16 protein-coding genes and 1 pseudogene are annotated in these 21,805 nt (G+C 53.6%); 9 read left to right on the forward strand and 8 right to left on the reverse strand.

Features of this window, described 5'->3' with window-relative positions; all coding sequences use genetic code 11:
• Positions 1-125: 125 nt before the first annotated feature.
• From SPI6313_RS01380 to SPI6313_RS01405, 6 genes are all read right to left on the reverse strand, one after another.
• On the reverse strand, positions 126-1,283 hold the full coding sequence (locus tag SPI6313_RS01380) for a glycosyltransferase family 4 protein (protein ID WP_072619381.1): 1,158 nt from the start codon (positions 1,281-1,283) through the stop codon (positions 126-128).
• Positions 1,284-1,732: 449 nt separating this feature from the next.
• Positions 1,733-2,731 carry a 30S ribosomal protein S1 gene (locus SPI6313_RS01385; RefSeq protein WP_072619382.1) on the reverse strand — a complete coding sequence of 333 codons (999 nt, stop codon included), beginning with the start codon at positions 2,729-2,731 and terminating at the stop codon, positions 1,733-1,735.
• Between the two features lie 365 nt (positions 2,732-3,096).
• Positions 3,097-3,603 (reverse strand): transcriptional regulator NrdR, encoded by a 507-nt coding sequence (gene nrdR, locus SPI6313_RS01390; protein ID WP_072619383.1) that lies wholly within the window; start codon positions 3,601-3,603, stop codon positions 3,097-3,099.
• A 207-nt stretch (positions 3,604-3,810) separates the two neighbouring features.
• On the reverse strand, positions 3,811-3,906 hold the full coding sequence (locus tag SPI6313_RS01395) for a photosystem II reaction center protein T (RefSeq protein WP_072619384.1): 96 nt from the start codon (positions 3,904-3,906) through the stop codon (positions 3,811-3,813).
• A gap of 161 nt (positions 3,907-4,067) precedes the next feature.
• Complete coding sequence (gene psbB / locus SPI6313_RS01400; RefSeq protein WP_072619385.1) at positions 4,068-5,597, reverse strand: photosystem II chlorophyll-binding protein CP47; 1,530 nt, start codon at positions 5,595-5,597, stop codon at positions 4,068-4,070.
• A 332-nt stretch (positions 5,598-5,929) separates the two neighbouring features.
• Entirely contained in the window at positions 5,930-6,235 is a 306-nt protein-coding gene (locus SPI6313_RS01405) for a hypothetical protein (RefSeq protein ID WP_072619386.1), read from the reverse strand.
• 357 nt (positions 6,236-6,592) lie between these two features.
• On the opposite strand from SPI6313_RS01405, the gene SPI6313_RS01410 reads away from it, so the two are divergent.
• From SPI6313_RS01410 to SPI6313_RS01440, 7 genes and pseudogenes are all read left to right on the forward strand, one after another.
• Positions 6,593-8,152, forward strand: coding sequence for a DMT family transporter (locus SPI6313_RS01410; RefSeq protein ID WP_245788956.1), 1,560 nt, complete (start codon positions 6,593-6,595; stop codon positions 8,150-8,152).
• Between the two features lie 9 nt (positions 8,153-8,161).
• Positions 8,162-8,347, forward strand: a complete 186-nt coding sequence (locus SPI6313_RS01415) for a PCP reductase family protein (protein ID WP_072619388.1) — start codon at positions 8,162-8,164, stop codon at positions 8,345-8,347.
• A 75-nt stretch (positions 8,348-8,422) separates the two neighbouring features.
• A complete protein-coding gene (locus SPI6313_RS01420; RefSeq protein ID WP_072619389.1) occupies positions 8,423-9,673 on the forward strand; it encodes an FAD-dependent hydroxylase in 1,251 nt (416 codons plus the stop codon).
• A 194-nt stretch (positions 9,674-9,867) separates the two neighbouring features.
• On the forward strand, positions 9,868-10,872 hold the full coding sequence (gene egtD / locus SPI6313_RS01425; RefSeq protein WP_072619390.1) for an L-histidine N(alpha)-methyltransferase: 1,005 nt from the start codon (positions 9,868-9,870) through the stop codon (positions 10,870-10,872).
• Between the two features lie 164 nt (positions 10,873-11,036).
• Positions 11,037-12,170 carry a TRAP transporter substrate-binding protein gene (locus SPI6313_RS01430; protein WP_245788529.1) on the forward strand — a complete coding sequence of 378 codons (1,134 nt, stop codon included), beginning with the start codon at positions 11,037-11,039 and terminating at the stop codon, positions 12,168-12,170.
• Between the two features lie 135 nt (positions 12,171-12,305).
• Positions 12,306-12,924 (forward strand): annotated as a pseudogene (locus SPI6313_RS01435) (helix-turn-helix domain-containing protein); the annotation flags it as partial.
• 93 nt (positions 12,925-13,017) lie between these two features.
• Positions 13,018-14,142: an RNA-guided endonuclease InsQ/TnpB family protein gene (locus tag SPI6313_RS01440; protein ID WP_072619392.1), complete on the forward strand. Its 1,125-nt coding sequence runs from the start codon at positions 13,018-13,020 to the stop codon at positions 14,140-14,142.
• Positions 14,143-14,438: 296 nt separating this feature from the next.
• Here SPI6313_RS01440 and SPI6313_RS01445 read toward each other — a convergent pair whose 3' ends face one another.
• Positions 14,439-17,570 (reverse strand): cyclic nucleotide-binding domain-containing protein, encoded by a 3,132-nt coding sequence (locus tag SPI6313_RS01445; protein WP_175551034.1) that lies wholly within the window; start codon positions 17,568-17,570, stop codon positions 14,439-14,441.
• Positions 17,571-17,574: 4 nt separating this feature from the next.
• Complete coding sequence (locus SPI6313_RS01450) at positions 17,575-19,254, reverse strand: HD family phosphohydrolase (protein WP_072619394.1); 1,680 nt, start codon at positions 19,252-19,254, stop codon at positions 17,575-17,577.
• 201 nt (positions 19,255-19,455) lie between these two features.
• Between SPI6313_RS01450 and SPI6313_RS01455 the strand changes: the two genes are divergently transcribed.
• On the forward strand, positions 19,456-20,265 hold the full coding sequence (locus SPI6313_RS01455; RefSeq protein ID WP_072619395.1) for an alpha/beta hydrolase: 810 nt from the start codon (positions 19,456-19,458) through the stop codon (positions 20,263-20,265).
• Between the two features lie 334 nt (positions 20,266-20,599).
• A complete protein-coding gene (locus SPI6313_RS01460) occupies positions 20,600-21,769 on the forward strand; it encodes an RNA-guided endonuclease InsQ/TnpB family protein (RefSeq protein ID WP_084668838.1) in 1,170 nt (389 codons plus the stop codon).
• Positions 21,770-21,805: the final 36 nt, after the last annotated feature.

Raw genomic sequence — 21,805 nt, forward strand, 5'->3', positions numbered from 1 at the left:
AATCATCAGCGATCGGATCGGCGGCGATCGCTGACGTTCTCACCCTTCAACCGGATGGGTCGAATTCACCCGTTGATCAATCGGGGGGAATTTAGGCAGAGACGGAAGTCTACCCCACTGGATTTCTAGATTTCGAGGATCTGATAAGTCATTTCTACAAAGGCTTGGGCGGCGGTTCGGGGGGTGTAGGGTGCGATGATTTGGCGCGATCGCTCCCCCATCGCCCCTAACTGTTCTGGGTGATCCAAACAATAGGCCATCTGAGCCGCTAATTCTAAGGAATCATGGGGATCGAACCGAAACCCGTTTTCACCCATCTGTACAAGCTCACACACCGCCGCCCCCGTAGAACATAACACCGGTTTCCCAAAAGCCATCGCCTCTGACACCACCATCCCCCATCCATCTTCATAGGCGGGAAAAACAAACACATCCGCCTGCTGCAAGTATGATCCGAGGTGCTCCGGGGCGACCCCACCCTGCCAATAAATCTGGGCAGCCATCCCGTTTTGAACCACAAGTTGCTCCAGTTCGGGCCGCTGCTTACCCGTCCCAATAATCGAGACGGCGTAATGGGTGTAGCCGCCCCGCTGCAAGAGTAAGCAAGCATTAATCAGGGTGATTAAGCCCTGGCGCGGGATAATCTGGCCCACATAGAGAAAAATGGGCCGGGCCATGGTGCGCGGTAGCGGGGGCGCGATCGCCGTAGCCGATCCAGCCCTAACCTGGATGCTGAGATGGGGAACAAGATAGATCCGTTGCCGAATTTTAGTGATCGGATAGTTCAGCACATCAATAAAGTATTGGCGGCCCAGTTGACTATTGACAATCACACTATCAACACCGATCAGCATCAGTTGGCGCATCAGCGTGCGCCACTGCATCAGCCGAAAATCACGACGGGGAGCATTCCCACCCTGGATCAACACCACGCGCCATCGCCCCACCCGTTTCAGCACAATCACCAAAACCGTCCAGAGCGAAAACCCTTGGGAATACACCACATCGGGCTTAAACGCTAACAAACGCGTCATGATTTGGAGTGTAACCCACAGACGATGGCGGCGATATCGAAGCGGCAGGGCGTTGATGGTGAGCGATGACGGATCATCCACCACCTCGATCCGGTCTGCCCCCGGCTGAGTCGAGTCATAACTCGAATCTACGTGCCCCGTATAGAACACCGCGTCAGGAATATACTCAATAAAATGGGATAGAACAAACTGCCAAGATGCGCCACGCTGAATTGCAGGCACGAGCCAAGCCACACGCGGATTCAGCATGAATAAGCTTTTGATTCATTAATTTTGTCCAAGAATATCACAGGGGAGTTGGGTGCGATCGCCCATCCTCCCCCACACAAAACTCCCCAACCACAGGGGCTGAGGAGCTTTATTCATTGGGATGCGTTGCATGGAAGATAATTCCAAAACTATAGGTCTCTTCAGCCAGTGAGTACGGTGTTTCTGGGCTGAACCCACTCCCTGAGATTCCAGGGCCTTACAAATAATCCGATTTAGAGAAGCAACCGGAAGTGTTGCCGTACTAACCTTGGTGGCCTATTCGCAGCTACGACCGGGTTATCTCCGGTCACTCCCCCACCTCGGCGGATGCCAGGTGGGGGTCATTGAATCAACTAACGAACCCAAAATCAGATATAGCAATCCGATTTGATGAGGAGACAAGATCTCCGATTGATTTAGGATCGCTATAGCTAGGACAGCGAGGCTATTTATTCTTCCTCATTGCCTGCGGCTGAATCCACCGCCACTGTTTCCATCACTTCGGGTTCATCATCCACTAATACCTCATCCGCATCACCTTGCTGTTGTTGCAGCAGTTTTTGGCGATACTTTTCGGCCATCTCATCAGCCTTCTCAAAGACTAAATCACGGTTTTTGAGCATATCACCCGGTTCCGGTTCGAGTTGCTTCGTGGACAGAGAAATCCGTCCCCGTTCAGCATCCAGGTCAATGATCATCACCTTCAGTTCATCATTCACCGCAAAGACACTGTGGGGCGTGTCAATGTGGTCATGGGAAATTTCCGAAATGTGGAGCAAGCCACTAACCCCACCAATATCAATGAAGGCCCCATAAGGTTTGATGCCGCGCACCATACCGGTGACCACTTCACCCACTTGCAGACCATTCATCTTCCGTTCCACCAGGGCGCGGCGATGGCTGAGGACAAGACGGTTCCGATCTTCATCCACTTCTAAGAATTTCAGCGGCAGATCTTGACCCACCAAGTCTTCTTTGGCTTGACGAGTGCTGATGTGAGAACCGGGAATAAAGCCGCGCAAGCCTTCGATCCGCACCAAAGCCCCGCCTCGGTTGGTGGCGAAAACATTAGATCGAACGGTAGCATCCTCAGCTTGTAACTGACGAACCCGTTCCCAAGCCCGCAGATATTCAATCCGACGAATGGACAGGGTTAACTGACCATCTTCATTCTCATCAGTCAGAATAAAGAACTCTCGCGTTTCATCCGGTTGTAGCACTTCACTGGGATCATCGACGCGGTTGATCGACATCTCTTGAATGGGAATATAGGCGGCGGTTTTAGCGCCAATGTCGATTAATGCACCTCTGGGTTCCATGCTAAACACTGTCCCCGGTACGATATCTCCTGGGCTGAAATGATAATCGTACTGATCGAGCAGTGCGGCAAAATCTTCGTGCGTAAAACCAATGTCTTTGTTACTAGCGGTGTTCTTCTGACTGACCATGTGTGTTAGTGTGTCCTAGCTTTTAACTCCGTGACGTTTCAATGCGACGGAATCACGATTGACATATTCCCCTGCGATCAACGGCATGGGATTTTGGGATGCTGGTGCAAGACGTGGATAAACCCGTCTGGTTTGTCTCTCCCCCTCGACGATGCCCCGCCGAGTTGAAGGCGTTATTGCCGTCTAGAATACGTTGGGATTGAAGCTTCTGTATGCTCAAGTTGGGCCCGATCATACAGGAGTTGATACTTCAACTCCGAGTGTATCATTTTCTTGCAAATGCACAGGATTTATATTTTAGCCCAATCGGGACATTTCGATCCAATGATGATGGTGAAATTAGGGGCTGAATGAACTGCAATGGCTCAATGAGGGGTAAGGGGGGATGGGGTTTTAAGCCGCTGGGTATCTTGTTCGGCTGGGTGAATCTGGAGATGGCTGAGGGTGTCGATAAAGTCTTGAATGCCGGTGAATTGGCGATAGACGGAGGCAAAGCGCACGTAGGCAACTTCGTTTTCGTGGCGGAGGGTGGAGAGGACGAGGTCACCGATTTCGGCGCTGGTGGCTTCGCGGCGGCTGCGTTGTTGGAGTTGGCTTTCAAGATCATCAACGATCGCTTCGAGGCGATCGTGGGACATGCCGGTTTTTTCGCAGGCTCGGACAATGCCCCGCAAGAGCTTTGAGTGGTCAAAGAGTTCCCGATGGCCATCCCGTTTAATCACTGTGATCGGGACGAATTCGATCCGTTCGTAGGTGGTGAAACGGTGCTTGCAATCCATACATTCTCGCCGTCGTCGAATGCTTTTCTCGCTGTCGGTGGAGCGGGATTCGAGGACACGGCTTTCAGTGTGCTGGCAGTGGGGACATTGCATGGTGCTTGGGGTATCCCTGATCTTGAACACACACAACCACAGTAGGCTTTCACTTCCGGTTAGGAAAGCAGGGGCATACTGTGGTGTTGGGTCGTGTGTTGATTTGCAAAACAGTGGATAACAAGAGAGGTTATCTAGGGTTGAGCGATCGCATGAATTCAGTACAGTGATTGAGGAACTGAATCCTGATTCGATCAATTTTGGGGGTTATTTCTCAATTTTGGGGGGTTCACGGAAGGCGATCGCAAAGAACAACACGCCGATCATAGCCGCAAGAACCAAGATATATGCTACGCTTTCCATCTTAAATTGTTAAAAAAATACAGCTAGCTATTAGTTTAGCAGGAAATTGTCGGGAACCAAACGATTGAATTGAAAACAAAAGGGAGAGAAATGAGTTCATTTCTCTCCCTTTTCTTCAGCGTTGTCAGGGGCGATCGCCCCTGACAACAGTCTCAAGCATCTTAGGCTTCGTTTTTGATCCGAGTGGATTTATCACCCACTTTCGCAAACACACCCCATTCCACTTGTTCTTCGAGATCTGCACCCACCCCCGCGAACACGTCACGGTAGAGCGTACGAGACCCGTGCCAAATATGGCCGAAGAAGAAGAGCAACGCAAAGACGGCGTGACCGAAGGTAAACCAGCCACGGGTCGAGGTACGGAAGACCCCATCCGATCCCAAGGTTTCCCGATCAAAGTTGAAGGGTTGACCTAATTGGGCTTTCCGGGCAAATTGCTTCACTTGTTGGGGGTCGGTGAAGGTTTGACCAGCCAGAGACCCACCATAGAAGCTAACTTCTACACCAGCTTGCTCGAAGCTGTACTGCGATTCTGCCCGTCGGAACGGAATATCAGCACGCACCACACCATCCGCATCGGTTAAGACCACGGGGAAGGTTTCAAAGAAGTTCGGGAGACGACGCACGAAGAGTTGACGACCTTCGCTGTCTTTGAAGACGGGGTGACCCAACCATTCTTGGGCAATACCGTCCCCGTTCACCATCGGCCCAACGCGGAAGAGACCGCCTTTGGCAGGGCTGTTGCCCACGTAGTCGTAGAAGGCGAGTTTGTCGGGAATTTTCGACCAAGCTTCAGCGTAGGTTTCACCGTCAGCCAGGCTGGCTTCGATCCGGTTTTCGATTTCAGCTTGGAAGTACCCTTGATCCCATTGATAGCGGGTGGGGCCAAACAGTTCGATCGGGGTGGTGGCGCTGCCGTACCACATCGTTCCAGCCACCACGAAGGCAGCAAAGAAGACGGCGGCAATACTGCTCGACAGCACGGTTTCGATGTTCCCCATCCGCAGGGCTTTGTAGAGCCGTTCGGGGGGACGTACCGTGAGGTGGAACAGTCCGGCGATGATGCCGACGATACCCGCTGCAATGTGGTGGGCGACAACTCCCCCCGCGTTGAAAGGGTTAAAGCCGGCGGGGCCCCATTCTGGGGCGACGGGCTGGATATGCCCGGTCAGCCCGTAGGGGTCGGATACCCACATTCCTGGCCCGAAGAGGCCGGTAAGGTGGAATGCACCAAAGCCGAAGCAGAGTAAGCCGGACAAGAATAAGTGAATCCCAAACATTTTGGGCAAGTCGAGGGCGGGTTCGCCGGTGCGGGAGTCGATAAAGAGTTCGAGATCCCAATAGACCCAGTGCCAGCAGGCAGCGAGGAATAGTAAACCGGAGAGAATGATATGAGCGATCGCCACCCCTTCAATGGACCAAAAACCCGGATCAACATAGGGTTCGCCGGTAACGTTCCAGCCGCCCCATGAGGACGTTACACCGAGTCGCGCTAAGAACGGCATCACGAACATCCCTTGCCGCCACATCGGGTTGAGGACGGGATCACTGGGATCAAAAATGGCGAGTTCGTAAAGTGCCATGGAACCGGCCCAACCCGCAACGAGGGCCGTGTGCATTAAATGCACAGAAATGAGCCGCCCCGGATCGTTTAGGACGACTGTATGTACTCTGTACCAAGGTAGTCCCATCGACTACGCTCCTCCTATTGAAAATAGTGTCTAGTCAGATTTTGTTTTTAACTGAAGCTTAAGCAGCTATCGGTCGAAATCATCTTAGACGGAAGATTTCGAGTTTCAAGTCTGCCAAACTACGGACAAAGCTGAAAGTTGTTTAAAGAAGTGTAAACGATTGTGAGAGGGAATCGCAAGGTAATTTTAGGGATCAGAGGGGCGGGAGAAGAGTACGGGATATCAGGGCTTGCGGGGGAGTGACGGGGGGGAAGCGCGATCGCCCTCTCACACCCATCCCCCAGCGCTGACCCAAAACCGCGCCCGGTTTCACCCCTGAATGCCCCCAGACCCTAAGGGCGCAACAGACTCTCCGCCGTGGTCAGTCGATGAATGACCTGATCCGCATCCATCAGCCGCTTCAGCATGACCTGACCAATGGTCGCCGCCGCCGGGTGAGCCGGTTCCGGACGCACCTCCAACATCAAAACCGCCTCTTCTGCCTCGTAGAGCCACAGGGTTTCCCCTTGTTCCACTAAACCCAGGCTGAGCCGTTGAATCTTGGGTTTTCGCCGCCAAGTGGCTTCATTCCAAATTCCGCCGAATTCCCACACTCGACCCACTAGCCACCCTTCCGATAGAAAAAAATAACGAGTCATTGTTCTAGTACCTCACCATGAATCAACACGTCAGCCTGCGGCATTCCCTTAATCTCGCCCCCCTCAACCATTACCGCAGCCCCAATTGCACTGAGGATGATTTTTTTGCCGCGAAACCGTTAAAACTTTCTAAAAAGAATCTATCTATCACGCGGATCGTCCGTAGCCTAACGTCATAGAATACCAGTAACCTACTCCTCGGCTCTTGGGGACTGGCATGGTACTGCGAACACAGAGGAACAGATAATGGGGCAACTGGATAGATCATCGAACTTACATGCTGACTCACCAGAAACAACAGATCAGAGCCTTTCGTCTCTTACCCAAGAGCTAGAGAATCTTAAACACAGTCTCGTGATGCAGCTCAAGCAGGAAATCAATCAACTGCAAGAGCGCAAAACTGAACTCATCAACGAGACATTAACCCTAGAGCGCCAGCGAGACGAGCAGATCAAGCAACAGCAAACCATCTCGCAAGAACTCGCTCCCATGATTGCGGAGCAACTACTCGATTACATCCGGAGCCAATCCCACCCCAATGCTGCGCCACCGGGAACCCTGGCCAATGGGGCCCTCGACAACTACAACGATAATGCCTATCGCCTGATTAGCTCCCTCGATACGACGCTGCGCACCACCTTTCGCACCCTCCAGCAGGATCTGAATAGCTACCAAAGCACCCTATCGCAGCAGTTGGGGCAAATGTACAGCTTGGAGCAGCAGGGAGAGGCGATCCTCGAAGCGTTGGTCAGTCGGTTAAAAACGGAACTGCGGACAGATGGGGTTCCAGACGGGGATGCCGCCACGGCCATTCAGCCCCCCCACACCGTCGGCCAACCCGAAACGACCCCAACGACTCAGCAGACTGCTCCTCAACCCCAAACCCCTGCCCCTTCTGGCCGTACACCCTCTAGCCCTCCCCCCCCGAAAAAAGTCAAGTTCTCCACGCTCCAACTGGGTTTCCTTTTGGTGATGTTTTCCTCCTTGGCGTTGTCGCTGCAAAATGTCGTGATTTCGATCATTTTGAACGAGTCGTCCCTGTTTGGCGTGTTCACCACCGGGGGCTATATTTCGCCGAGTTTTGGTAACTCCCTAATGATTCTGTTCATGCGGATGGTGGTGGTGGTTCCACTCATGGCGGTGCTGGCACAAATTCTTTACCCCAATAGTTGGTCAGATATTCAGCGATTTCTAAAAGCGAAAGACTGGATCGGCTATGCCTATGTGACAGGCTGTGGATTTTTCCTCTTTGTCTCATCGGCGTTGATTTATATGGCCTTGGGGGCATTGTCTCCGGGGGTGGCGCTGACCCTGTTTTTCATTTTCCCGATTGTGACGGTGTTGTGTTCCTGGCTCTTTTTTGGGGAGCAGCCCTCTATTGTGCGCTGGGGGGCAACCTTTACGGTGTTTTTAGGGGTGGTGTTGATCGCGTCTCCCGGTGGGGCAGCCACTGCCGCCATGAGCACCGAAGGCATTGCCGCTGCCATTGGCGCGGGGGTGACGTTTGCCTTTCATGTGCTTTTGATTCAGGCTTGTACGAAACGACTGCACCCGGTGCCGTTTAGTGTGGTGAATTTTGTCGTGATTCTGATTTTCTCGGCGTTGAGTCTCTTTTTGCCCTTTACCCAAAGCACGATTAATGTTGATCCGGGGATGTGGCCGAATCTGATTATTAGTGGATTTGTGTTGGGGGCGTTGACGCTGTTGAGCTATCTCTCGAATAACATCGGGATTAGCTATATCGGGGCGGCACGGGCTTCAATTTTCGGCGCATCGGGGCCAGCCTTAACGTCGTTGTTGGCTTGGATTATGATTGGTCGGGATATGAGTTCGATGCAGTTGGTGGGGATGGTGATTGTGTCTCTGGGCGTGCTGGGGCAGAACTTGGAGCGTTTTTTAAAAAAACCGGCGAAGTGAGGTGAACTGATGACCAGTGCAGAGTTTGACGGTGCGGTGCGGTGGACACCGGCAGCCCGCCAAAAGTTGAATAATATTCCGTATTTTGTGCGATCGCAGGCTCGACAACGGATCGAAGCGTTGACCCGTGAAACTGAGGATGGCATCGTGACTGAGGCGATCGTGGAGCAGGCGCGGCTGGAATTCGGGCAGTGAGATTGCAGGATGAAGCGCGATCGCCCCACAATAGAGTAAAGAACTGTAACATTTCTGACGGCTCTAGAACCGCTTATGTTGACCCTTGATCCTGCTCCCCACCCTGCCCATGACCCCCTCGCCCTTGATTGTGATCTGGCCATCATCGGGGGGGGGATTGTGGGCGCAACGTTAGCGGCGGCGCTGCGGGGGTCGGGCTTGCGGATTTGTCTGTTCGAGGCGAATTCCCTCAATGGCTTAAAACAGCGTCAACGAGCCTATGCGGTGTCGCTCCTGTCGAGCCAAATTTTCACCGGCATCGGGATTTGGAACAAAATCGCCCCGCAGATCGCTCCCTTTCGGCGGATTCAACTGTCCGATGCGGACTATGGGCGGACGGTGGGCTTTGGGCCGGAGGATGTGGGGTTACCCGCCTTGGGGTATGTGGCGGAACATCAGATCTTGACGGCGGAACTTCAAGCGTTCCTCGCGACTTCACCCCAGGTGCAATGGCGATGGGAGGCCCAAGTGACCCAGGTTGAACCCGGAACCGATTACACCGTGGTGCATTACCACCAGGGGGAAGAGGCGAAACAGGTGAAAACGCGGTTAGTGGTGGGTGCGGATGGGGCGCGATCGCCCATTCGGCAACAGGCGCAGATTCACACCAAAGGCTGGAAATACTGGCAGTCCTGCGTTACCTTCACGATTCGCCACCAAAACCCCAGTAATGATACTGCCTACGAACGCTTTTGGTATGACGGGCCGATGGGGGTGCTGCCCCTGCCGGGGAATCGCTGCCAGGTGGTCTGGACGGCTCCCCATGCGGAGGCTCAAGCCCTGCAAGCCCTGGCCCCGGATGAATTTTTAGCCCGCTTTGCAGAACGGACGCAACACAGTTTTACCGGGCTAGAAGTGATTAGCGATCGCTTCTTATTTCCGGTGCAGTTGATGCAGAGCGATCGCTACAGTCAGCCCCGCCTCGCCCTGATCGGCGATGCCGCCCACTGTTGTCACCCCGTCGGCGGCCAAGGCTTAAACCTCGGCATCCGCGACGCGGCCGCCCTCGCCGAAGTCCTCACCACCGCCCACCGCAACGGCGAAGACCTCGGCTCCCCCGCCGTCCTCAAACGCTACGAACGGTGGCGCAAGCCAGAAAACTGGGTCATTCTCGCCTTCACGGACTTTCTCGATCGCTTCTTCTCCAATCGCATCGCGCCCATCGTTGCCCTGCGCCGCCTCGGTCTTTGGGGTTTACATCTCATCTACCCGGCGAAAATTCTCGCCCTGCGTTTGATGACGGGCTTCCTCGGACGGCGGCCACAATTGGCGAAGTTGGGGGAATAGTGGCGAGACTGCTGATTGAACGTGGGTCGGTTTCGGTTGTTTCCCTTCGGTTCATTCATGAAATTGAACGGCGCGATCGCACCGTCACACCCCTTCCTGTCGCCGTGCCGGATAACTCACATTACTCGTGCTTGGTTTGGGTGATTAATTAGCGGTATTGTGCAAAGAGATAGTATTTGTCTTGATTACCTCTTATGATTGCCTCCTCACACACGCCTGTCAGTTCTCATCTGACCATCACGCATCTCGACCACACGCCCGCTAGTGAAATCACCCCCGCTGGCGAAGATGTTATGGCTGGATTGAGCCAGCCCCAAAAAACCCTGCCGCCCCGCTATTTCTACGACGAGCGCGGCTCGCAACTGTTTGAGCAAATTTGTAGCACGCCGGAATATTACCCCACCCGCACCGAGGCGAGCATTTTACGCAAGTATGCCCATGATTTAGCCCAACGCACGGGCAGTTGTGAATTGGTGGAATTGGGGAGCGGTAGCTCAACGAAAACCCGTTACATTCTCAGTGCTTACGATCAACTCGATGCGCCGTTTTACTATGTGCCCATTGATGTGAGCCAAGAAATTCTCGTCGCCAGTGCCGAGCAACTGTTACAGGACTATCCCCGCTTGCAGGTGCAGGGGTTGGTGGGAACCTATGAGCAGGCGATCGCTCATTTGCCAGAGTCCCCCGTCGGCGCACGGTTGGTGATCTTTCTCGGCAGTACCTTGGGAAATTTTTCGGCGGCGGATTGCGATCGCTTCTTTGTTGAGCTAGATAACGCCCTTAACCCCGGTGATTATGTGCTCTTAGGGGTGGATTTGCAAAAACCCAAGGAGATTTTAGAAGCGGCCTACAACGATGCAGCAGGGGTAACGGCAGCTTTTAACCTCAATATGTTGGCCCATTTAAATTGGCGGTTTGGGGGAGATTTTGACCTCAACCAGTTTACCCATCGCGCCCTGTATAACGAAGCGGCGGGCCAGATGGAAATGTATTTGGATAGTCAGCGATCGCAAACCGTCCACCTCCGCGACCTAGATTTCACGGTCAACATTGCCGCTGGGGAAAGTCTCCACACGGAAATTTCGCGCAAATTTAACCTCGACCACCTCCAAGCCGACCTCCAACGCCACCATCTCACCCCCCGCCAAGTGTGGACCGATGACCAAAACTGGTTCGGCCTCGTGCTCTGTCAGCGTTAATGCGCTGAGGGTTGAGTATCCGAGGGCTGAGCGAGTCGTTCGCGTCGCGTCTCCGCAGGAGATAGCCCGGCCACCCTTCGACAGACTCAGGGTGCAGGGGTGTTAAGAATCCGTACAACCGCGTGAAAACCATCACAGAAACAGGCTAGCCTCAATCATTACTGATGCTGTCGCTGCGATTTTTTCAGATGCTAAACCGTCGTCATTTCCTTAACACCGCTGCCCTCACCACCACCGCCAGCCTTGTCGCCTGTAGCCAAGGGGCGACCCCCTCAACCTCCGCCACCGCTGAAGATAGCCTGCCCCGCGTGGAGTGGCGCATGGCCACCAGTTGGCCCCAGTCCCTCGATACGATTTTTGGGGGGGCACAATCGGTGTGCGATCGTGTGCGTGAAGCCACCGGGGGACGGTTCGACATTACCCCCTTTGCAGCAGGGGAAATCGTCGGCGGTCTTGAAGTGATGGATGCAGTGCAAAATGGAGCTGTAGAATGTGGCCACACCGCCGACTATTACTACATCGGCAAAAGTGCCGCCCTCGCCTTTGGGGCCAGCGTCCCCTTCGGCCTCACCGCCCAACAGCAAAACTCCTGGCTCTACTATGGCGGCGGCTTGGAACTCATCCAAAACATCTACGCCGATTTCAACATCATCAACTTCCCGGCGGGGAATACAGGCGCTCAAATGGGCGGCTGGTACAAAACAGAAATTCAATCTGTGGCTGACCTCAACGGCCTCAAAATGCGGATTCCCGGTTTAGGGGGAAAAGTGATGGCGAAGTTGGGGGTGAATGTGCAGGTGTTGCCGGGGGGCGATACCTTCGTGGCGTTGGATCGAGGCGCGATCGATGCGGCGGAATGGGTGGGGCCTTACGATGACGAAAAGCTCGGCCTGCACCAAGCCGCCAAATTCTACTACTACCCCGGTTGGTGGGAACCGGGCCCGACCTTGGATTTGTTAATCAGCCGCGCCGCCTGGGACAAACTCCCCCCCGAATATCAAGCCATTCTCCAAGCTGCCGCCAAAGAAGCCAACCTGAATATGCTGGCCCAATACGACAGCCTTAACCGTGCCGCGTTGATTCGTCTCCAAGGGGAAGGCGTGCAATTGCGCACCTACAGCCCAGATATTCTCGCCGCTGCCCAAACTGCCACCCAAGAATTATTTGAGGAAAGCAGTGCCGAGGATGAAACCTTCCGCACGGTGTATGAGCAGTGGGAGCAGTTCCGGCAAGAGGTGGTGGCGTGGAATGCGATTAATGAGTTGAGCTTTACCCGCTTCGTGGCTCCGGAAAGCTAGACGGTAGTGAGTTAGGCGGCAGCGAGCTAGCAGCCCGCACGACAGAGGATTAATACCACCCAATCTCGATGCAAGTTGTAATGAACTGCTTCAGCTAAAATAGTGCAATACATATTGGTTGGGAGATCGTCAATCATGGGAAGAGGGCGCAGAGATAAAGTCTATTTAAAAATCGAGGATAGAGAAAACTTAGAACGAATTAGTCGAAATGGCTATGCTCCCGCGAAAAAGATCTTGCACGCCAGAATTTTACTGATGTGTGATGAAGGAGAAAATACCAAGAGAAAATGGACGGATGGCGAAATAGCGGAAGCATTGCAGGTGCATAGAAATACTGTCGGTCGGATTCGTCAAAGATTTCTTCAAAACGGTGAAAAACCTGCGCTAGAAAGAAAAGTAAGGAAAACTTCCCCCACTCCTCCCAAGGTTGATGGCTCTAGCGAAGCCCAAATAATCGCCCTCTGTTGTTCAGACCCACCAGAAGGGCGAACTGCTTGGACGATCAGACTATTAACGTCAGAACTCAAGGAAAGACAAATAATCACTGAAATTTCCGCCTCGACGGTTTGGCGTACTCTAAAAAAAACGAATTACGACCTTGGAAAACCCAGAGATTTTGTATTCCCGAAAAAGATTTAGCAAGATTCGTGGCAGAGATGGAAGTCGTCCTTGACTTGTACAGCATGGACCATGTGCAGAAGAACCTTTGATTGCGATGGATGAAGCATCCAAGCAACTGCTTGGAGAGGTTTACGAATGTAAAGCTTATATCCCCCGTTTTCCAAACGGGGGATATAAGCGAAGGGCTGAATTTATTCAGCCGTGATACCGAGGTATCATAGCAACCATGAAAACGCTCAAGTTCAAGCTCTACCAGCATAAGCGGAATAGATACCTCAAGCGGACAATCAATGCCGCAGGGCGTATCTACAACCATTGTGTTGCCCTCCACAAGCGGTACTATCGCATCTGGGGCAAGCACTTGAACTGCGCCCGACTGCAAAAACACATCGCCAAGCTTCGGAAACGGAACCCCTGGTGGTTGCAGGTGGGTTCTCAAGCCGTACAGGATATCTGCCAACGAATTGAGAAGGCCTATCAACTCTTCTTCAAGCACAACCAAAAAGGCGTTCGCCCGCCAAACTTTAAGAAGACCCGAAAATACAAATCCTTCACCCTCAAGCAAGCTGGGTACAAATTCCTCGGTGGCAACCGGGTGAGGATTGGGAACAAAGTCTATCAATATTGGAACTCTCGCCCCATTGAGGGCAAGGTCAAGACCGTGACGATTAAACGAACTCCCTTGGGAGAACTGTTCATGATTGTCACGGTAGATACCCTGTCAGAGCCTGAAGTCAAAACCGAGACAGGTAACATTGCTGGTTTTGATTTTGGACTTAAGACGTTTCTGACCTGTTCTGAGGGATTCAAGATTGATGCCCCCTTGTTCTTCAAGCAGTCACTTAACTCGGTTCGCAAAGCGAGTCGAGAGTTGTCCCGTAAGCAAAAGGGTTCAGCCCATCGGGAACGTGCCCGATTGAACTTAGCCCGCAAGCATGAAGATATTGCCCATCGACGGCGGGACTGGTTTTGGAAGTTAGCCCATCAACTGACGAATCAGTTTGATATGCTGTGTTTTGAAACCTTGAACCTCAAGGCGATGCAGCGGCTTTGGGGGCGTAAGGTGAGTGATTTGGCGTTTCGGGAGTTTCTGCAAATCCTGGAGTGGGTGGCAACGAAGAAGGGGAAGCGGGTGGTCTATGTTGACCGCTGGTTCCCTTCGAGCAAGACCTGTTCAAGTTGTGGTCATATTTTGGAGCATCTGGATTTAGAGACTCGCCATTGGCGGTGTCCCAGTTGCTCGACAGAGAATGACCGGGATGAGAATGCGGCGATGAATATTAAAGTGGCTGGGGCTTCAGCCATTGGGTTAGGTGATGTCAGACAGGCGTTGCCTGCTATTGCTGTTTGATCCCAGAATCCCCCGTTTTCTAAACGGGGGAGTAAGTCAACCACCGATAGCGATGCCAGAGTGAAACTGAAACATCTTTATCTAGTGTTTGAACAGGAAGAATAGCTATATCTATTACATCACTTTAGCTGAAACGGTCTAGTAGGGCGGGTTAGGCGGCTAGAATATTAGGCCATAACTGCAATCCCACAATCCGCCGTAACCCACCCATTTAAAGGGACAGCAGCAAGTTGGGCGGCAGCGAGCTAGAAGCTTGCACGACAGAGCCTCTGGTTTTCTCCCGATCGCACCCTTCGCTATTTCTCACCGTCAAAACTGCATCCAGCAAAATCGGTGATGTCGGTGAGGCTGGCCATGTAGCCTAAGAGGCGAGGGCATCGATCGACGAGGCGATTAAAGCGTTTGCGGGAGAGGGAGAGGAGGCTACAGTCGGTTTGGGCGATCGCCCTAAATTGCACCCTGGCATCTTCCCACAGTCCGATCGCGCCAAACCCTTCCCCCTGGGTCAGAATACAGGCGTGTTCTTTGAGCAACACATCACCGTCGTAGATCAGATAGAACTTTTGGAGGCGATCGCCCGGTGAGCAGATCACCTCGCCCGCCTGAAAATCGTGCTGATTAAACCCCACATTCACGGTTTCGAGTTCGTCTAAGGTCAAGCGACCTAACCACGACTGGGTTTTTAAAAACAAAAGTTGCTTGAGGAACCAATCGTGCTCCGGAATGCGAGTCTGTTGGCCACTGTGGAGGGACTCCGCGAGGCGTTGGACGAGGGGGTGAGGGTCACTACAGAGGGGGAGGGGAACCGGGTCGCCGCCGTGGGAAAGGAGCAGAAGACCACTAAGGCGCAGCCAAGGATCATCCGCAGCGAGGAGTTCTTGTACGAGGATGGAGCGTTTGGTGAGCAGGTTGGCGGCGGGTTGGGGAGCAATGGGGTCATCGGTTTCGAGGAGATGGATGATCGGGACGATGAAGCGGCGCAACGAGCTAGCGGCGAGGGTTTCGATCGCATTGGCCCGACGGCGGCGATCGCGGGTGTGCAGAGCCTGCTCCAGTTGCGGCAGAAGATGGTTGCGATCCACCGCCCGAAGAACAGCAAAGACACGATTGATAATGCGCTGCTGGGCATCGAGGAGAATCGCCCGCACGATCTGCCACGGGGGGGAATCGCTGGGCAGTTGTATTAGCCATTGTTCGATTTGGACGGCGCGTTGGTAATCGGGGCGGAGCAAATGATAGAGGGTGTCGGTGGCTTGGCGAGTATTAATCCGACCGATGGCGGCGATCGCAGCTTCCACCACCTCAAACCGTCGTGACGCGAGATACACCTTGCTCACCCGCAGGCTTTTGTTGCCATAGTTCCCCAACGCCTGCGCCGCCCAGAGCCGCACCGATAGATAGGGACTTTCTAGCCCCACCGCCACATCCAAGAGCAAGCGCGGATTTTGCAACACGCCCACCAATTGCAGCGCGATCGCCCGCACCAAGGGGTCAAAGGTGGTGAGTTCTCGCTCCACCAACTTCACCAAGGCCGTTTCCCCCGGCCGGGCCAAGAGGGCCAAGGTTTCCAACCCAGACCGCACCACCTCCACCGACCCATCTTGCAACAGATGCTGCACCATCGGAATGAGGCGATGATCCCGTGCACCCCGAATGGCCCGAATCATCTGTAATCGATCCTCGGAGGTTAATGACAGCGTCGTCCAAATTTGGGAGCAATGGTGCTGAAGGGAAGGATCGGCGGGGTGGAAGAGTTGAGCGGCGATACAGGTGAGGCCTTGGGTGATGGGGTCGTCATGGTCGGCGAGGAGGCGCTGAAGTTGGAGGGTGGAGAGGGGAGTTCGTCGGGTGATCAGGGCTTCGAGACTGAGCGATCGCACCTGAGGCTGCTCACGGTCGAGATGGCACTGGAGATAATGGGTCAAGGTGGGGTGAGGGTTCCGCGCCAAAAACCGGATCAAATGCCGCTGCAAGACAGGATCATCCGTGGTGAGGAGGGGTTCAATATCCGGGAAACAGTTTTGAGGGTTTTTCAACTGAGTGGCGAGACTCAAGCCCAAGATTTGGGATTGACGATCCTCGCTGCGCAGCAGGGTATCCACTTGGCTGTTGTACTGGGTCGAAAGTCGTGCCAACCCGTCGCGCACCTGTTCCCATTGCACCGTTCCCGTTTGCAACATCCGCAGCAGCGATCGCACATAACTCCGCCCCATCCCGTAGCGCACCCCCACAAACACCCCACTCAACCCCATGCCAACATAGGCAATTTGGGTTAAGCTCAGGCCCCGCTGGGCCGCCGCCAACACCAGACCCGCCGCCGCCAACCCCATCGCATAGGCCAACCCATTGCTCATCGCCCGCACTTGCCCCACCCACCCGTAGGGCACAGCATTGTAATTCAAAGAATGGATCGGTTGATTGAGACTGTCATCTAAACCATCATTGGTGAGGTTAGCCCACACGGCCCAGGGGAGCGAGAGAGCTGTGCCTAAGCCGGTAAAGGCGATCAGCGTGGCTAGCGGATAGACCAGATTCATCATTCCCACCCCGAACCAGCGCAACAGGGGCCGCGTCAGGCAATAGAGCACCACGAAGGGGATGATATTGTTCACCATCCGGAGCGTGCCGAGGAATTGGGTGAGTTGTTCGCGATCGCCAAAGGTCTGCATATAGACCGCGAAGTAAATATATTCCCCAATGCAGTAGAGGAGGATAAACAAAAACGTACTAGCCGCCAGAAAAAACACGATGGGATAACTGGGTAAGGTGGCCCAGGTTAACGGCAGTGAGGGGGGAGCAGCCTCATCCTCCGGGGTTGAAGCGGTCAGGGGCGTGAGCGATCGCTCCACCCCCCACAACTGGCCCCACAGTACTCCCGCCAACACCGGCAACACCCAAAGCAAATTAGGGGTACTCAGCCAACGGGCTAGCCCCGTCGCCAAACCCCCACCCAATAGGCCCCCCACCGCCATCGCCATCCGCAACGCCGCCCCATAGCGATTCCAATCCAAACTCGTAAAATAGTCCGTCACCAAACTCGGTAACATCACCTCCAACATCAAAATCCATTGGATATAGAGGCCCACATAGAGGAGGTAGTAGGTCACGGGAGGATACAGCCCCAACCCCAACCGCAGCAGCACCGTGAACGCGATCGCCACCAGCACGATCCGCCGAAATAAGCGCGGTCGATGCACCTGATCCACAATTCGCGCCAACCCCAAATAGATCGGCATCGACACCCCCCCCATCACCACATAAGCCAAGGGTAGACCCGTCGTCCCCACGGTCGTTAAAAACAACGCACTCCCCACCACCAACCCCATAATGCTCAGGGCTGTCGTCGTCACTGACAATACCAACAACTGCATCAAGGTGCGCTGCTGTTCTGTCGCCCACAGGGAGCGATACCAGTCTTGAATGATCATGGTGCTACGCCGCATCAGATGGGTTACTGACCCCATGGCCAAGCACCCGATACACCTGTTTTTGTAAAAAGATCTGGACTAAGTCAAAATTCAGACGGCCTTTATCGGCCTCTTCCCCTAAGACGTTCACAACGATGTGTAAAGGCAGGGGACGTTTATAGGGGCGATCCGCAGCGGTGAGGGCATCGTAAATATCAGCGATCGTCATCATCTGGGTTTGAATGGGGATTTGATCACCTTTGAGTCCTTGGGGGTAGCCGCTGCCGTCGAGTTTTTCATGGTGACCGTAGGCAATGATCGGCACGGCTTTTAATTGTTTCGTCCAGGGAATTTGCTTGAGGAATTCGTAGGAATAGGTGACATGGGCCTGAATGACCTGCCATTCCCTGTGGGTGAGATTGCCCGTGGGCAGCATTAACTGCTCAATTTCCTGGGGGGTGAGGAGGGGTTGTAGTTCACCGTTCACGTCGCGGTACTTGTATTCGGCCAGGGCGGTGAGGTCGGCTAACACATCATCGGCTAGGGCTTCAAAGCGTTTGTTGGAAAGGGCTTCGGGTTCATTGAGTTCCCACAACAGAGCTTGGTATTGGTGTAGTGTTGCGATCGCCCGTTCCAGTTGCTGATCCAACCCCTGGAGGTAGTCACAATGGGAGCAGGTTTGACCCTCTAGATGCTGATGGCTGGCATGGTTAACGAGGTAGGCATATTTCGCCTCGGCGCATTCGAGTTGTAGGGTGCGCTGGGCCACCGCAAAGCGTTGCTGGATCACTGCCAGTTGTTCCGGATAGAGCTTTTTCCGTTTATTGAGAATCGCTTCGGGTACGCCCACTTTCCCGAAGTCATGGAGTAACGAGGCGTAGCGAATTTCCTGGATCTGGCGGTGATCAAACTGGAGATGACGGAGCGGGCCTGTGTTCACATCGGTGATCGTGTGGGCGAGGGCAACGGTGAGATCGGCGACCCGTTCGGAATGGCCTGAAGTGGTGGGATCACGGGATTCAATCACCTGTACTGAGGCTTTCACGAACCCCTCAAATAGATGCTCGATATTGTTTTGGAGGGTGTTGCGCTCGATGGAAATGGCGGCTTGGGAGGCGAGCGATCGCACAATCCGCTCTTCCCACACGGAATAGGACTGTGTCACATGGAGGGTGTTGTCCGGCGTGAGCTTAATCGTGGCATCAATTTTGCGGTTAATGAGTTGCAGCACCCCAATGGTCTCGCCGGTATTGTCTTGCATCGGCAGCACCAACACCGAACAGGTGCGATAGTCAAAATCTTGGTCGAAGTTGCGATCGAGGGTGTAGGGCAAGCCAGGCGGAATCGTTTGGGCATCGGGAATATTTAACGTGCGTCCGGTGAGGGCCACATAGCCCGCCAAACTGTGGGGGGTAATCGGAATCGCAAACTCCCGCAGCGGCACATGGGGAATGGAATCATTTTGAGCGACTTTAAACAGCAGGCAGGTGCTGTCATCATCCATTCGTTCAACAAGAAAGACGCTCCCCGCATCACTACAGGTGATCTCGCGGCTTTTGGTGAGAATGAAGGCTAAGAGTTCTTCGAGATCCTGCGCGACCGATAGGGCACTGCCAATGGACAATAGTTTTTCTACTAACTCAATGCGATCGCCTGAAATAACTGACAGGTCTGACCCTGAACTGTGCGATACATGAGAAGTCATGACAGTACCGAAGAGTGAATGAAAAGAATGCAACTATATTTTTAAGGATAGTACCCTACAAGCTGATGGGGATAGAGGACAATACTAATTGTATCGAGTGCGATCCGAAGGATTAGCCCGGATCATTCATCATCAGGGTTGAATTGGTGAGCGTCGTTGCTGAACGGGTCATGGGTTTTGGCATGGAAGGAGATAGCGTCGATGGATCGACAACAATGGCGACGGGTGTTGATTGGGGAATGGTCGTGGAAGCGTTTGGGGCGATCGCTGGTGCTGATCTATGCGATCGTTGCCCTCTACGTTTTTTTCCGAGCCGATGCGATGATCTTCGTCCCCGGCCCTGCGAGCTATCGAGATGATGCCCAGATTTTAAAACTGCCCGTCTCGCCCCAGGAAACCATCAGCGCCGTCTTTTATCCCAACCCCAACGCCACCTATACCCTGCTCTATTCCCACGGTAACGCCGAAGATCTCGGTGATATTGACCCCATTCTTCAGACACTCGTGGCGGCGGGGTTTAACGTTTTGGCCTACGACTATCGCGGCTATGGAACGAGCGACGGCAGACCCTCAGAGGCCAATACCTATGTTGATATCACCGCCGCCTACGACTACCTCACCCAAGAACGCAACATTGAGGGCGATCGCATCCTCCTCCTCGGTCGTTCCGTGGGCGGCGGCCCCGCGGCCGATCTGGCGACTCGCGTTCCCGTGGCCGGTCTCATCCTCGAAAGCACCTTCACCACTGCGTTTCGTACCGTCATTCCTATCCCTATTTTTCCCTTTGAAAAATTTAACACGATCGCCAAACTCGCAGCGGTGAATTGTCCCGTTTTAGTGATCCATGGCACAGCGGATCAGACCATTCCCCTCGATCATGGTCAACAACTTTGGGCTGCCGCCCCTGATCCCAAACAATTCTTTTGGGTACCAGGAGCCGGGCACAATGATTTGATCTGGGTCGCCGGTTCCGCCTATGGACAAACCCTCCAGAATTTCACAAAACCCTAGAAGATCGTGATCTAAAATAGAGATCCAGCCGAGATAAATTCTGGGACAGCTTGATAGTTACTGGGAGATTATACCCGATGGGATTTTCACTATCCTTAGGGAACAACCCAGATCTTTAGACGGTTAAACTGGGGTAGAGGTTGATCCTATACTCCGGCCAGCTAGTGGTCTGGGTTGGCTTGTTTGTCCGATTCAATCACTGAAAACCGCCGCCTATGCTCCACGGTTTTACCGGAATAGACGATAGCTTGAAAGCCCTGTGGCTTTAGCCCAGGGATGAAAAGCAACGGCGGCTTTAGCCGCATTCTTACGCCAGATACGCTAGCACAAGGAAATGATTGTACTTGAGTTCAAAGCACGGGTAAAGCCTGACCAGGCTACCGCTATAGACGACGCTATCCGGACATCTCAGTTTGTCCGTAATAAGGCGTTGCGCTATTGGATGGATAGCCAAAAAGTCGGCAAATACGACCTTAGTAAGCTCTGCAAAGCGTTAGCTGAGGAGTTTCCCTTTGCTAAGAAACTCAACTCTATGTCCCGTCAAGCAGCAGCAGAACGAGCCTGGAGTTCCATCAGTCGCTTCTACGACAACTGCAAAAAGGGTATTAAGCCCGTAGGATTTCCCAAGTTCAAGAAGCATTCCCGCTCGGTGGAGTACAAAACCTCTGGCTGGAAACTACTGGGGCCGAAGCGCATCAAATTCACCGATGGCTTCGGGATTGGGGAATTGCGGTTGATCGGCACCTACGATCTGGCACGCTATGACGAATCCCTGATTAAGCGAGTTCGCCTCGTTCGTCGTGCTGATGGCTACTATGTTCAGTTCTGCATCCAGGTTAATGTTCAGGTGCAGAGTGAGCCAAGTCAAAAAGCTGTTGGCCTCGACCTCGGTTTGCGCTATTTCATCGCTGCCAGCGATGGCACTGTGGTGGAAACGCCGCAGTTCTATCGCCAGGCCGAAAAGCGGTTAAACAGAGCCAATCGGCAGAAGTCCAGAAAGTACCGTAAGGGGGCAAAACCACAGTCGAGGAACTATCACAAGGCCAGGAACCGGTACGCCCGGAAGCATTTAAGGGTAAGTAGGCAACGTAATGAGTGGGCGAAGAGCATCGCCTACTGCGTCATCCAATCTAACGATTTGGTGGCCTATGAGGACTTGAATATAAAAGGGTTGGTTCGCAATCGGCATCTGGCTAAGTCGATTAGTGATGCGGGATGGTCAACGTTTCGCTGTTGGTTGGAGTATTTTGGCAGGAAATATGGGAAGGTAACGGTGGCCGTTCCTCCCCACTATACAAGCCAGGATTGCTCAAGCTGCGGCAAGCGGGTACATAAGGCACTCTCAGTCAGAACCCATCGCTGTCCGCATTGCGGCGATGAGGCTGACCGAGATGTGAATGCTGCCATCAACATCCTGCGCCTTGGACTCACTACCGTGGGGCACACGGGAAGTTATACGCTTGGGGAGATTGGGCCTCTGGCTGAGTTGGAGCAATCCTGCTGAGTTAAGTCCGGTCGATGAACCCAGAATCCCCGTCGC

Origin of the sequence: Spirulina major PCC 6313 (assembly GCF_001890765.1) — a bacterium.
In the GTDB taxonomy this organism is placed as follows: domain Bacteria; phylum Cyanobacteriota; class Cyanobacteriia; order Cyanobacteriales; family Spirulinaceae; genus Spirulina; species Spirulina major.